Raw genomic sequence first — 12,870 nt, 5'->3', positions numbered from 1 at the left:
AATATATCAAAATGCGGTTGAAGTTGGTGAAATCATGACTTCTAAGAAACACATTCAGTAGGTGTTTCTTAGAAGATCATCTAATCTAAAAAACCCCGCTTACCCAAACGAGCGATCGCAGCTGCTACTGGCAATCTTGGCATATCTCAAATCTCAGCAGTATAACTTGTATCTAGATGTCCTATTTGTTGCACAGTCTCTAAGACTTTTTGGTCAAATTCCAAATTAGAGAATTCATTTTGCAGTACAGCCACAATTTTATCAATGACATCTTTGGCATTACTGACAGCTACACATTGACCACCTGTAATTTGCGCGATTGCATTGAACGCCCTTTGTGCCAGCATATCACCACTCATACACAACCCATGAATAATAACTCGATGGTTTTCTGCCGTTGCGGTTACAGACTGGACATTTAACCCACTAGGGCAAGCATCAGGCCAAGCATCACCACTATGATACTTGGGTGCCTCTAACGTCATTTCTCGTAGCCATGTGCCAAAACCGTGGGGTGGTGCATCACCTACCAGTAAAATAAAACGACAACTGTGCTGACGCCATTTCATTTTTGTACAGGCATCGTAGACACCACTGTACACTGCTTCTGGGCCATCACCACCACCATCAGCCCTAAGTTGATTGATAACTTGCTGCATTTGCTGCAATTTCCCGGTCAGCGGGTAAACACGGGTAACAAAAGAGTGATCTTGTGGGGGATGGTCGCGGTACTCTACCAAACCAATTTGCAAATCAATATTACTATCAGCCGACAGTAGCTTGATGGTGTTTAACAATTGTTGTTGTGCTGAGTGAATGAAACTACTCATACTAGCAGTTGTATCTATAACAAAGCACAAATCAACGTGGTTAAGAGGTTTCATAGAAATTTAATATTAATAAATTTGCTTGAATCTTACTAATTTGTGATAAACTAGTCTAAGAAGTTTAAATTCGGTTGTGCGGTTTGTTTTTATTTGTACTTATATTACAGACTTCTCCGGATCTAAAACTCTACGCCATTTGATTCTGGAGATGTTTTATGTCGATTTACGTTGGTAATCTGTCCTATGAGGTTGAGCAAGACGACCTCAAGCAGGTTTTTTCCGAGTATGGAACAGTGAAAAGCGTTCAATTACCTGTAGACCGGGAAACTGGTCGTGTACGAGGATTCGCTTTTGTAGAAATGGGATCAGACGCAGAAGAAGCTGCGGCAATTGAAGCCCTTGATACTGCTGAGTGGATGGGTCGTAGCCTGAAAGTTAATAAAGCAAGACCTAAATCAGAGGGAGGTTCCTTTGGTGGTGGTAGACGTGGTGGCAACAATGGTGGAGGATACTCCAGACGCTACTAAGGTTTGAAACCCAAGTTTAACTTTTAAGTCTCTTGGGCAGGCAGGGAGTCTGCCCTTTTTTGTTCTCAGTTGACTGGATTGGCAAAGCGAAAGTGCATTTTAGTTGCACATTTTCGGTTTTGAGGGAAATAGGAAAGCATGGTTAATTTTTTCCCCACAACCCAAAAAATGCAAATTCAATGTTTATGACCTTATCACTATCCAGTATTAATATCTTAAGGAGATAGAATGACCCAAATAGTAGTGGGCGAAAACGAAGCACTTGAGTCGGCTTTACGCCGATTTAAACGCCAGGTTTCCAAAGCGGGAATTATGCCTGACTTAAAGAAACATCGTCACTTTGAAACTCCTCTTGAGAAAAACAAGCGAAAAGCTAAAGCGGTTGCTAATTCTAGACGGTATAAGAAACGTTTCCGCTCTTCTTAATTTTTGTACATTTAGTATAAATATACCTAACTAACATCTAGCGGCACAGCCGCTAGACGTAATTTACTTGTCATCCCGCACAGGTAGCGGTGTTTCTAAAATCTCCATCAGCAATTCTAACCGGGATGGACGAGACAGCAATGGCACTAAGTTCGGCAGAGAGTAGTAGTCACCCGCAAAAGTGAAGGTATCCACAGGTATTTGCTTCTCCTTCAAGTTGCGTTCGATGTAATCACACCATCCACCAACTCTGACGATAATCACATTGGGCATAATTCCTAAATCGCGCTGATAAGCTTGATAAGCAGCGACAAAGTAGGGTTGGGCGTTTTCGCCTTCGTCAGTGACAATGATGATTTGTTCTACCACTTGCTTTTTCAAGCGCATGGTTTCTAGACCTGCACCCACACTAGTTCCACCATTAGGGAAAATATGCTGAAAAGCCTTTTCCCAGTCTGATAGTTGTGTACCAGTAGCTTTGACTGGGTAAGCAATAGTGTCAAAAGCATAGACAAATAAATCTGCTTCGGTAATACCAGAAATCAAGGCAGCTATTTGCTTACCAACTTCTAGTGCTACATCCATACTTCCAGACTTATCAACTAACAAAGCAGTCGACTTGGCAATTTTACCGCGCTTCTTAACTTGTTCGTTGGCGATCTTTTCCAATCTGACCGCAGTTTCTGTATCCAGTTGCGTGACATCAGCTGCAACCGTGGCTTTGAACGCAGATATCCTATCACTCTTAGCCGCTTGTTCTAACTTCCCATCAATCAACGCCTTGACTTCTGGATGATCCATCGCACCGCGCTGCTTCAGAGATTTGAGGTTGTTAATTACCTCCTGGGGTGACATAGAGTTGATCAAAGCCACCAACACCGTTGGAGTCAGTTGCTTTACTGCACCAATAGCAATAGTGTAAGGGATGTTATGCTCAACAATCAAAGCAGCTTGTGCAGCTGGTGTTTCTGCCTTTGCTACCTGCTTCAGCATATAAGCCAAGCTATCTTCTGGGGGTGCATCTTTAAATAACACCGCATCTGCACGCATACTTGGTTTAATATGCAAAGTTGCATACAAATGCTTCATCGCCTTGCGTCCCCGTAAAGCAGCACGGTCAAAAAATTGGGGGTTTATTTCTCGCGCCCGCAAATAGCGCTGTACAGCCGTACGTGCAGAACGGGGAACTTTACCGCGTTGCTGCTTCATAAAATCCACAATCCGCGCTACTTGATAAGGCGGGAACTCTTGTAACAACACAAAACCAGCATCACGGTGTGCAGTGACATTGCTTGTCAGCAGATGTCCCAAAAATACTTCCTTGTGGTCGCGGACATCACCATTATACTGATACCATACAGCCAGGTGTCCGTAGAAAATCGGGTCAAGCTCTATCATTAACTTGTGAAATTCTGCTACCTTCTCCAACTCACGGTGAGGCGTAGTCAGCAAGCTGTTGAGAAGTTCTAAACGCAAATCGCGTTCTGCCGTATTCATAAATACTACCTCCATTAAAAATTTTGGATTTTAGATTTTGTTGCTTTTAGCGAAGCGTAGACACTCGTCAGGCGGCTTCCCGGAGGTTAGATCACGAAAACATAAATACACACTCATAATCTATCTGCGTCAATCTGTGTATATCTGTGTGCATCGGTGTTCGATTTCTAACACATATCTTCGCCAACGTAAACTTTAATTGCAAACAAAATCTAAAACTGTGGAGTGTAGTTGTCACACGCTACGAGGCGAATAAAATCACCGCGCAAGTTGAGAAAGCTGTTGGTTTATACACAGGAATCGAACCTGTTACCCATCGGTTAATAGCCGACTGCTCTACCAATTGAGCTAGTATGTAAGCTTTTTCTGTTAGGGCGCGGTGACAACTACTGTTGTAACTGCAAGAAGAATAGATGTCAAATGCTACATTTATACTTAGTAAAAAATTGCCGCACAAGTTGAGGAAGCATAAGCCTGAAGACGGCTTCAGACGTAAGACTCTGTTTTTTAAGTTGTTTATATTTAGGAGTGTGTAAGCTTCCTCGATGAGGGTACGGCAAAAATTATTAACTCACATCAAGATGTCTCAAATTCAGCTCAACCCAGTGATTACGAGCCTCCCAGGACATTAACAAATCCCGGCTGTAGTGTTGTAGTGGTAGATGCTTATTAACGTAACTATCAATGAGTCCATTAGTCAGCTGCAACAGGGAAGCTTGCTTTTGATTCACCGATAAATAATGACGCACCATGTGAATCCAGAATCGGGTATTTGGATACCTATAGCTGCGTTATAACTTTGGATAGCTTGGCGAAGGTGATCGCTTGCTTGTTTTTCCCCGTAATGTATGAGGTAATATAATGCCACAGTTAAATGTGCAGTATGATTCCACTTACAGCGTGGCAAGGTGCAATTTTTGAATGCAGTTATGAGATTTTCGATTTGTGTGACTGTTTGATATTTGCTATTTTCATCACTCATTAATCAATAATTTATAGGTCACTTCGCGCAAGTTGAAAAAGCCGTTTGTTCATACACAGGATTTGAACCTGTATAATCTTGAGCCGAAATCAAGCGCCTTTTCCATTTGGCTAGTATGTAAGCTTTTCCTGTGAGGGCGCGAAGTGGAATATTTCAGAATTGGGAATAATCGTATCCCCCATAAGTTGGTAAAGCTATGAACATTTTGCCTATACCAATTCGGCTACATCCCCATTGAACGGGGATGACAGGAATCGAACCTGTAAACTTCTTGCGAAGTTGAATGTGTGTAAGCTTCACCTGTGAGGATGCGGGACAAAAACTTATCCTTTATCCGTAAACTGCTTCTGGTCTTACTATTAAATCTCCACTTGGTCTACGGTCAATTACGTAAGATTCAAAGCGGTTTAATTGCACATCAAAATGTTGTGCTAGTCGCTGTTTAATAATATTGTCATTCATGTTAGCTGTTAAGCCTAGTTGCGACTCGCTAACATCATAAGAACGACCTTCAAAGCGAATATGAACCATACTACAACCTCCTTTACATAGATTTTTGGGAGGTAAGACTTTTTGTGTTTGTTTAACTTGTTTGTTGTTCTTATACTACTAACGTACTACAAAAAATGTCAAGGGGTAAAAGAAAGTTTTTTCAATTTTCACAATTTGATGTTTTGCACTTAACCCAAAAAGTAGGTAGAGACGCGAAAAATATTACGTCTGTACAATCGGTTTTTAAATGTTATACTAGTCTGCTTATTGATCTGAGCGATCGCTACAGATGTCAGCTTCCAAAGTATTTATACTTAGCGAATTAGGATTTTTTATATAATAAAAAGTAGCACACGCATCTTGACAATTATTGATTTGTAAATAACACACATGTAAAAATCATCAAAAGCTGCTTGATATATGGTATTTGAACCAGCTTCGCTTTTAAATTTAAGAACTTATATTTAAATATTATTAAATATATTAAGTACTTATAATTTATTTGTTAAACATTTTCTTTATTTTGTTTATAATCAGAAGGTGTAGCTACATTCTTTCAGCTTGATATACTTTTTCCTCTACATAGTGTTGTTGTTAGAGCAAAAAGTACCGACCTTGATAAAGTTGATAAACGAGCCAGTCTTGAATGAGCGTTAACCTACCGCTCTTGGAATGCCTCGTCTGTTCGTTCAGGAGGAACGACGAATGCACATCAGATTGCCTAGAGAAGGAATGGAACTGGCGCAAGTGTTTATGGCTGATGAAAATAGACAAATCTTCCAACCGCCGTTGATACTAGTGGTGGAAGACAATGATGACAACCTGCTACTGATGAGCTATGCTCTTGAGTTATTTGGCTGTAGGCTCATTTGTCAAACAGACAGTTCTACTACAGTGCTGGTAGCCAAAGAATATCAGCCAGATTTGATACTACTAGATATTTTATTACCAGCAATCAATGGTATTGATGTTGTACGCTCCTTAAAACAAGAACCGCTGACACACAATATTAATGTTGTTGCGGTTACTGCTTTAGCTAGTTTAGAGGATAGAGAGCGTATTCTTGAAGCTGGCTTTGACGATTACATCAGCAAACCTTACATGATTGAAGATTTAGAAGATATCGTTTCTCGTCATCTCGGCAGCAAATTAAAGCATAATTCAGCTCTTGACTTGTGTTAAGACCAAAGTATATGAGGGCAAGAATCGTTGATTGTTTATGAAGCCTTTTTCCTGATTTTAGAATTAGAAACAGAATCACGAAGATCAGGTGTATCGGATAAGATAGCAATAATTCCTGAACGGCCAGTTTCTAAAGTGGCATCACTCAATATCTCTACTACAGATACATGCAAAATCTCCTCAATTAATTCTTTTAATTGGGGTTGAATAGCTTCATCTAAATCAGAGCGCACTTGTTCTGCTAGTTCTTGTCTACCTGTTTGAGCCAATAACTGTTCTGGTGGTGTAATTGAATTTTCAATTACAATCACTACATTTGTCTCTGAAAGGCGAGATGTTACCTTGCTAGGTTGATGTCCGAGTTGTTCGCGATATAAAGCCTGTATACGTTGTGCTAAGGTGCGTTCTACTTGACCGCGAGTGGGAATTGATTCTGCCATATATTTTGTATAACTTAAGATATAGACCACTAGTAATAAGTCAACAAGTACAGCAACAAATTAACTGTTAAGAGTCACTAGTCATTTACCATTTGTTAGTAGTTAAAAAGCTAACAAATAACAAGCAACTATCAAAGGAAAATAAACTCTTAGTTATGAAATAATACCTCACTTTTTGAGTTATCACTAGCAGTGTAACCTAAAAATCATTGACGTATATTGGTGTTAGAGATGATTTAGTGAGCCTGCTGTTTCAGGTCGCTGTATTGAATAATAGTGGTACAAATTTTTCAGATCACCATCCCAATGAAGTATCTTCACTCTAGATCAAGTGATAAGTAAACTCTCTGAAAGATATACACCTATGTATTAGCAACAGGGCTATTTCATTCTTGGCATAATCCGCCTGTGAAATAAATTTCACGAGTACTATAGCCTAGTCTGTTAAAACGGACTCACAGCTTATTTACTCGGTTTTAACCGACTTGAACTATGAGCCAATAATTTTAATTCTTGGCAGACTAGGGGAGAATCAAATAACCCTTCTTTGAATTCGCAAAGAAGGGTGTCCTCTCTTGACGGGGTAAGGTAAAGTTGCAAGTCATTTCTTTGGTAGATGTACTGTGAAAACGCTGCCTTTACCTAATTCAGAAGTGACTTCGATTGTTCCCCCGTGTAACTCGACAATGCGGCGTGATAAATGTAATCCTAAACCGCTACCAGCACGTTTATTTTTACCTTGGCGAAATCGTTCAAATAGTGTTGGCAGATCATCAGCAGCAATTCCGTAACCGGTGTCTTCTACTTCTAACTTGATCCAGCCTTGATCTCCAGAAGATGGAGGAGTTGCCGAAATGCGAACAGTTATGCTACCTGTATCTGTAAATTTCAAAGCATTTCCGACTAAATTACTGATTAAGCGACGTAGTTCTAGCCGATCGCCCAAAATGATACAATCATTTTCATCCTGTTGATTTAATTCACTGCTATCTACTTTGAGGAGTATTTCTTTTTCATCAGCCAATGCATGTAATTCTTCAACTACTTCTGTGGCAATTTCGCAAATATTGCAGTTTTCAAATTGCAGTGTTTTTTTACCTGCTTCTAGGCGATGAACTTCTAGCAATGTGTTAACCATGTCCAACAAGTTTTGGTTGCTGCGAATCATGGCCGCGATCGCCTGTTTCATGTCTGCCGAAATTTTGCAGAAGGTTTCCTGCTGAAATAAATTTAGCATTCTGTCAGCAGCAACTAAAGGAGTCCGTAAGTCGTGAGTTAAACGTAAAACAAAGTCTTCCTGCTGACGAAATAATTTTTTTTGTTCATCAAGACTACGTTTAAGTCTGAGTAGCGATCGCACCCTTGCTAATAGTTCATCTTGATCAAATGGTTTGCGGATAAAGTCGTCAGCTCCTGCATCCAAACCTTCCACAACACTCACATCATGAAATGCCGTCAATAACAAGATGGGAATGTAATCTAGAAAAGGGTGATTACGGATGCGTCGAGTGACCTCATAGCCATCTAACCCTGGCATCATCACATCTAGTAAGATTAAATCTGGGGGAGATTCTTCGACTTGCTTTAACGCTGTTACCCCATCTGCTACTAAATCTATTTCGTACCCTTCAATTTCTAAGATTGTCTGTAGTAAGAATAGATTATCAGGCGTATCATCAACAGCAAGAATTTTTTCTACTTTAGTATCTGTAGCTGAAAACATATTTGATTTAATAATAATATTGAGGAAAGCTGTATTGTCGTCATTTCTTATTTTTCTTTTTATGCACTCAGTCGCTAGTGCATCTATAATTATTTTTCATTTAACATTTCCACTTAATCAAAAATGACTAAATACATGAAATTACTTGCCTCTTTCTCTTGGTAGTTGCTGCACTTGTTCTTGAGCCAGATGAAGTGCCTCTGGCTGTTTACTTAAGGTCTTTTTTGGTGATATTATATTAGAAACCTTTGGCGCTCCATCTTGATTTTGCGTCCTGGATAACAGAACTTGGCGTGGCAGTGAAATCCGAAAGACTGAACCCCGATTTAATTCACTTTCTATAGCTATTTTGCCCCCCATCATTTGGACTAGTGCATCTACAATTGGCAAACCAAGACCTGTACCGGGATATTTACGAGTAATACTCTGGTCGAGTTGGCGAAAGGCTTCAAAGATATATTTTAGGTCTGAGGGGGCAATACCAATACCTGTATCCCATACAGCAATTTCTATCTGATTATCTGGTAGTTCTGTGACATCCACACCGATACTACCTGACTCTGTAAATTTAATCGCATTCGAGAGCAGATTCATTAAAATTTGCCGCACACGTACAGGATCATTAAATACCATACTATTTTGTAAGTTATTTTGAACCTGTACAGAAAGTTTTTTGGCCTCTGCTAGAGATAAAGTTTCAGCAACGGTAGTTTTGACTACCTGTGATAAGTCGAATATTTCTGGTTTCAGACTTAATCTACCAGACTCTAGTTTAGAGAAGTCAAGGACTTCATTTAACAACATTAATAAATGCTTGCCATTATTGAGGATGCGTTCCACCATATCCCTTTGCTGGGGTGACAAATCGCCACATTTGGGACGCAGCAATAGCTGAGAAAAGCCAATAATAGCATTCATCGGTGTCCGCAGTTCATGAGATATTGTTGCCAAAAACTGGGATTTTAGCAGTGAAGCTTCTTTAAGCTTGATGTTTTGTAGTTCAATTTGTTGCTGTTGTGCTTCTAGTTCTTGATTTTTACGAAGTAACAATTCATTACTTTCTCGAAGTTGTTGGTTTACCAAAGCTACTTGCATTTCTGCCCGGTAAACTCGAATAGCATTTCGTAAAACCTGTGTCAGTGTGACTGGTGAGACTCTTGATTTGGAAAGATAGTCTACAGCACCAGCTTTCATCAATTCAACAGCTATTTGTTCGTCTCCTTGGGCGGTAAGTACAACCAAAGGCACTTTGATATTACGAGAACGTACATCGTTGATCAAGGTCAATCCATCTTGATCTGGTAGGCGATAATCGAGAAAAACGCAGTCAAAAGAATTATCCTGCAAATGAGCGATCGCACTTTTACAGTCATCGGCTTCAAACAGCTGTACACTTATCCCTGCTGCTTTCAAAGCCCGCCTGACTGACATGCGGTCTACTTCATCATCATCTACAACTAATACTTTTAGCGTTTCTTCCATCGCTTTTAATTATTGCTCTTATATACAGCTTCTCGTATAACATTGAAGTTTTCCAGCCATCTAGATATTTTTTAGTTAGTAGTTAGTGGTTGGTTAATAATTATTTTCAACTGACCAGTGATTCCTCAATAGAACAAGCCCCTAGATTGATCTATAGATTCAATTAGAAATCAGGCAATATCATAATTTCTCAATAGTACAAGCCGCCAGATTTATGTGTGGAACCAATCCAAAATCCAAAATCTTAAATCGGATGGCACTTCACCAACTAAGGCATTTCACAGAGAGTCCAATACTTATTGAGCGTTGCCATGAGTTCAAGAAAATTATTAAATGTCACAGGCTTCAGAAGATAACCAGCGACATTCAAATTATAAGCTTCCACTCTGTCTTTATCTTGATTGGAAGTTGTCATGACCACCACAGGAGTAGGTCTGAGTTGGGGATCAGCCCGTAGTTCTTGGAGAAATTCGATTCCACCCATTTTGGGCATATTTAAATCTAGCAATATCAAACGTCGGTCATTAGGAACCTCAGGAGGTTTACCATTACTACTACGCAGCATTGCTAGGGCTTCTATACCATTAGTGGCAACATATAATGGATTAATAATATTAACTTTTTTGAATGCCCGTTTGACATTCATGATATCTACTTCGTCATCCTCCACTAGTAGTATATTCATCACTCTTTCTGCCATCACTTGCTTTAAATTGATTCAGTTTTATCCTAAATTTACTTTCCTGACTAGAGTATTAGAGTTAGACTTATACCTAATTACCAAAACATTAATACTTCTTAAAAATTAGTTATCATGATTTGGCAATTACCTTTAGCGAATTATAGATACTCCGATTCTTGTCTACTAGAAGTCAACTATTTATTTTGCCTCTGCAATTTTTGAGGAAAAATTAGTTTCCCAAAATTTTCTCCCTAATAAAAGATAGACTAGATTAGCCTTGAGTATACATTCCTAAATCACACAATTTCAAAGCAAAATCTAGTAAAAAAAAATACCTCTAATACCAGTTCATCCCAATTGTAGATTCACTGGTTGAATATCGTCTTCAGCCATTGGTCAGAGTTGCAATAAACTTTTGCAATCAAAATCTTCAACAGAGTTATTCTTTTGGTTGCTTAGACCACCTGAGAGTTCAAGGTGATTGTACCTGTTTCAGTTTCGACAATCTTTTTCCGCCCCTGTACTTTCCTTATGAACGCGCGCTTCTAGTGTTTGGAAAATTACAAATGTCTTATTCTGAAACTCGAATTGCTTGCACAGAATATTCGATGGTCAAAGTTCTATTCTCTGTACCTAGAATATAAAGTCGATCTCTGATTTATTTTTCTTGAACTGCACAAGCGATCGCTTTATGTAAATTTAATATTGATTTATTAACTAAGAAAATTTTTGCCTGCCGCCTTATGCTAGCAATTTTTCTTCATTCGCAGTCTGTAGTAGCGGCAATTGTAGCTTAGTGTCAGTACTTTATAGTTATTTGTGATTTAGCCATATGTCCTGGGCTAGATTTTCTCATCTGAGGCAAGTAAAAAACGTGGAAATGACTATTTCTATTGGTGGATGCAAATTTATAAAAATATCATCTATCTTAGGTTTTGGAAAATAAAAAAAATAAATCACTAAATGTCGGCTTAGGACAGATGGAATTAGTAGAGAGTACAAGTAGCGATGAGTGAAATTAGTATTGTTTTAATTGAAGACCATGACTTGACAAGAATGGGACTAAAAGCAGCATTGCAAACTGACAGTGCAATTAGAGTTATCGGCGAAGCTGCAAATGCTACCAAGGGTCTGAAACTTTTGGAAAGTGCCAAGCCAGATGTAGCTGTGGTAGATATAGGCTTGCCAGACATGGATGGTGTTGAACTCACCCGCAGATTTAGGCAGTGGCAGACTGAAACAGGAGATACAACAACTAAAATCCTCATCCTGACAATGGAACATTCAGAGGATACAGTACTTGCTGCTTTTGCTGCTGGTGCAGATTCTTATTACATGAAGGATACCAGCATTGAAAGATTAACAGAAGCAATCCAAGCAACATATGAAGGTAACTCCTGGATTGACCCCGCGATCGCTAATGTTGTATTACAACAAATGCGACAAGTTTTCCCAGATAATCAATCCGTTGACAAACCCAAGACTGTAAAAATAGATGCATTAGCGCCAGAATACGAGCAAGTCTTAGAAACTTATCCCTTAACTCAACGGGAATTAGAAATTCTAGAGTTGATTGTGGCCGGATGTAGCAATGGCCAGATTGCAGAAAAACTCTACATAACAGTTGGAACTGTCAAAACCCACGTTCGCAATATCTTAAACAAACTCTGTGCAGACGACCGTACCCAAGCAGCTGTTCGCGCCCTGCGTTCAGGGTTAGTAGCGTGAACTAATCCGCGCTATACCCTGAAGGTGTAGCGCAGGTTTTTCATTTAATCTGTTCATACTACTTAATTGATTCAAATAAATTTACTCGGTAATATCTTTATTGAATTATTTAGTCAATTTTATTTTTATTTACAAAAATTAAAACAATAGAATTTTGAGGCAGAATTTGTAATTGATGAAAACTCCTCAATACATATATTATCTGTAACCATTTTAAATTGCTTTCTCAAAGGAATAAGTATATTCACACCATTGCACCGTTATCAGTCAGATAATTTTGGATTACAAACTAATTGGACTAATTGTTGACACAGAATATTAAATAGATTCATTGGTTTGATTTAATACTAAGCAACAAAGATTTATAGAAGATTGCAATCATTTTATTAATAAGTGTATTTTACTATTAATTTGATGGGGATGCTTGCCTAGATATTATTTCTTGCGATAGACTCTCAACTGAACTTGAGATAGAACAAATAATATTTAGTAATTGTTATACTAATAGCAAAAAGTAAACTAATTGAGGAATACATTTATTATGATCGATCTTATTGCTTGGATCATTTTAGGTATTTTAGCGGGAGCTATTGCCAAAGCAATCTACCCTGGTCGTCAAGGTGGTGGGATAATTGCCACAATACTTTTAGGTATAGTTGGAGCCTTAATTGGAGGAAGCTTATTTAATTTGTTAACCACAGGTACTTTGACTATTACAGGAGTAGGTTTTAACTTTGGAGGTTTAATAGTTGCCATCATTGGTGCAATTATCGCTATTTTTATCTGGAGTTTAATTACACGGCGTAGTGCAGCTTAGAGTAGTGTTGAATATGTATAAACTATCTATGGTTAGCTCCAACTTATTTAGGAACTAACCTTTTT

General features: G+C 38.7%; 12 protein-coding genes and 2 tRNA genes. 5 read left to right on the top strand and 9 right to left on the bottom strand.

The annotated features are described in order from the left end of the window. Positions 1-146: 146 nt before the first annotated feature. Positions 147-884 carry a vWA domain-containing protein gene (locus UYK_RS0117880; RefSeq protein ID WP_009453738.1) on the bottom strand — a complete coding sequence of 246 codons (738 nt, stop codon included), beginning with the start codon at positions 882-884 and terminating at the stop codon, positions 147-149. 158 nt (positions 885-1,042) lie between these two features. Between UYK_RS0117880 and UYK_RS0117875 the strand changes: the two genes are divergently transcribed. Both UYK_RS0117875 and rpsU read left to right on the top strand, forming a co-directional pair. Next, on the top strand, positions 1,043-1,354 hold the full coding sequence (locus tag UYK_RS0117875; RefSeq protein WP_009453737.1) for an RNA recognition motif domain-containing protein: 312 nt from the start codon (positions 1,043-1,045) through the stop codon (positions 1,352-1,354). A gap of 228 nt (positions 1,355-1,582) precedes the next feature. Next, entirely contained in the window at positions 1,583-1,780 is a 198-nt protein-coding gene (rpsU, locus tag UYK_RS0117870; RefSeq protein WP_009453736.1) for a 30S ribosomal protein S21, read from the top strand. A 63-nt stretch (positions 1,781-1,843) separates the two neighbouring features. Here the strand turns inward: rpsU and UYK_RS0117865 are convergent, their stop codons facing one another. The 4 genes from UYK_RS0117865 to UYK_RS0117850 all read right to left on the bottom strand — a co-directional run bounded on the left by UYK_RS0117865 (position 1,844) and on the right by UYK_RS0117850 (position 4,790). Further along, positions 1,844-3,277 (bottom strand): vWA domain-containing protein, encoded by a 1,434-nt coding sequence (locus UYK_RS0117865; RefSeq protein WP_016871866.1) that lies wholly within the window; start codon positions 3,275-3,277, stop codon positions 1,844-1,846. A 287-nt stretch (positions 3,278-3,564) separates the two neighbouring features. Continuing rightward, positions 3,565-3,633 (bottom strand) — tRNA-Asn (locus tag UYK_RS0117860). Positions 3,634-4,309: 676 nt separating this feature from the next. Then, positions 4,310-4,379: transfer RNA gene (locus UYK_RS26300), tRNA-Arg, on the bottom strand. Between the two features lie 210 nt (positions 4,380-4,589). After that, complete coding sequence (locus UYK_RS0117850) at positions 4,590-4,790, bottom strand: hypothetical protein (protein WP_009453732.1); 201 nt, start codon at positions 4,788-4,790, stop codon at positions 4,590-4,592. Between the two features lie 666 nt (positions 4,791-5,456). On the opposite strand from UYK_RS0117850, the gene UYK_RS0117845 reads away from it, so the two are divergent. Next, a complete protein-coding gene (locus UYK_RS0117845) occupies positions 5,457-5,933 on the top strand; it encodes a response regulator (RefSeq protein ID WP_009453731.1) in 477 nt (158 codons plus the stop codon). Between the two features lie 35 nt (positions 5,934-5,968). Here the strand turns inward: UYK_RS0117845 and UYK_RS0117840 are convergent, their stop codons facing one another. The 4 genes from UYK_RS0117840 to UYK_RS0117825 all read right to left on the bottom strand — a co-directional run bounded on the left by UYK_RS0117840 (position 5,969) and on the right by UYK_RS0117825 (position 10,278). Beyond that, on the bottom strand, positions 5,969-6,373 hold the full coding sequence (locus UYK_RS0117840) for a Na-translocating system protein MpsC family protein (protein ID WP_009453730.1): 405 nt from the start codon (positions 6,371-6,373) through the stop codon (positions 5,969-5,971). 601 nt (positions 6,374-6,974) lie between these two features. Next, complete coding sequence (locus UYK_RS0117835) at positions 6,975-8,096, bottom strand: ATP-binding response regulator (RefSeq protein ID WP_009453729.1); 1,122 nt, start codon at positions 8,094-8,096, stop codon at positions 6,975-6,977. A gap of 141 nt (positions 8,097-8,237) precedes the next feature. Beyond that, on the bottom strand, positions 8,238-9,578 hold the full coding sequence (locus tag UYK_RS0117830) for an ATP-binding response regulator (protein WP_009453728.1): 1,341 nt from the start codon (positions 9,576-9,578) through the stop codon (positions 8,238-8,240). 268 nt (positions 9,579-9,846) lie between these two features. Next, positions 9,847-10,278 carry a response regulator gene (locus UYK_RS0117825; RefSeq protein ID WP_009453727.1) on the bottom strand — a complete coding sequence of 144 codons (432 nt, stop codon included), beginning with the start codon at positions 10,276-10,278 and terminating at the stop codon, positions 9,847-9,849. A 990-nt stretch (positions 10,279-11,268) separates the two neighbouring features. Between UYK_RS0117825 and UYK_RS0117820 the strand changes: the two genes are divergently transcribed. Further along, positions 11,269-11,988 carry a response regulator gene (locus UYK_RS0117820; RefSeq protein WP_009453726.1) on the top strand — a complete coding sequence of 240 codons (720 nt, stop codon included), beginning with the start codon at positions 11,269-11,271 and terminating at the stop codon, positions 11,986-11,988. 541 nt (positions 11,989-12,529) lie between these two features. After that, a complete protein-coding gene (locus UYK_RS0117815) occupies positions 12,530-12,805 on the top strand; it encodes a GlsB/YeaQ/YmgE family stress response membrane protein (RefSeq protein ID WP_009453725.1) in 276 nt (91 codons plus the stop codon). Positions 12,806-12,870 lie beyond the last annotated feature (65 nt).

The sequence above is a fragment of the Fischerella thermalis PCC 7521 genome, from assembly GCF_000317225.1.
In the GTDB taxonomy this organism is placed as follows: domain Bacteria; phylum Cyanobacteriota; class Cyanobacteriia; order Cyanobacteriales; family Nostocaceae; genus Fischerella; species Fischerella thermalis.
The sequence above is the reverse complement of the archived record's forward strand: the minus strand, read 5'-3'. Positions and strand labels throughout refer to the sequence as shown.

What these genes read in the sequence shown, in the direction of transcription:
- UYK_RS0117880 (WP_009453738.1), bottom strand. Translation starts at nt 884, where the DNA reads ATGAAACCTCTTAACCACGTTGATTTGTGCTTTGTTATAGATACAACT.
- UYK_RS0117875 (WP_009453737.1), top strand. Translation starts at nt 1,043, where the DNA reads ATGTCGATTTACGTTGGTAATCTGTCCTATGAGGTTGAGCAAGACGAC.
- rpsU (WP_009453736.1), top strand. Translation starts at nt 1,583, where the DNA reads ATGACCCAAATAGTAGTGGGCGAAAACGAAGCACTTGAGTCGGCTTTA.
- UYK_RS0117865 (WP_016871866.1), bottom strand. Translation starts at nt 3,277, where the DNA reads ATGAATACGGCAGAACGCGATTTGCGTTTAGAACTTCTCAACAGCTTG.
- UYK_RS0117850 (WP_009453732.1), bottom strand. Translation starts at nt 4,790, where the DNA reads ATGGTTCATATTCGCTTTGAAGGTCGTTCTTATGATGTTAGCGAGTCG.
- UYK_RS0117845 (WP_009453731.1), top strand. Translation starts at nt 5,457, where the DNA reads ATGCACATCAGATTGCCTAGAGAAGGAATGGAACTGGCGCAAGTGTTT.
- UYK_RS0117840 (WP_009453730.1), bottom strand. Translation starts at nt 6,373, where the DNA reads ATGGCAGAATCAATTCCCACTCGCGGTCAAGTAGAACGCACCTTAGCA.
- UYK_RS0117835 (WP_009453729.1), bottom strand. Translation starts at nt 8,096, where the DNA reads ATGTTTTCAGCTACAGATACTAAAGTAGAAAAAATTCTTGCTGTTGAT.
- UYK_RS0117830 (WP_009453728.1), bottom strand. Translation starts at nt 9,578, where the DNA reads ATGGAAGAAACGCTAAAAGTATTAGTTGTAGATGATGATGAAGTAGAC.
- UYK_RS0117825 (WP_009453727.1), bottom strand. Translation starts at nt 10,278, where the DNA reads ATGGCAGAAAGAGTGATGAATATACTACTAGTGGAGGATGACGAAGTA.
- UYK_RS0117820 (WP_009453726.1), top strand. Translation starts at nt 11,269, where the DNA reads ATGAGTGAAATTAGTATTGTTTTAATTGAAGACCATGACTTGACAAGA.
- UYK_RS0117815 (WP_009453725.1), top strand. Translation starts at nt 12,530, where the DNA reads ATGATCGATCTTATTGCTTGGATCATTTTAGGTATTTTAGCGGGAGCT.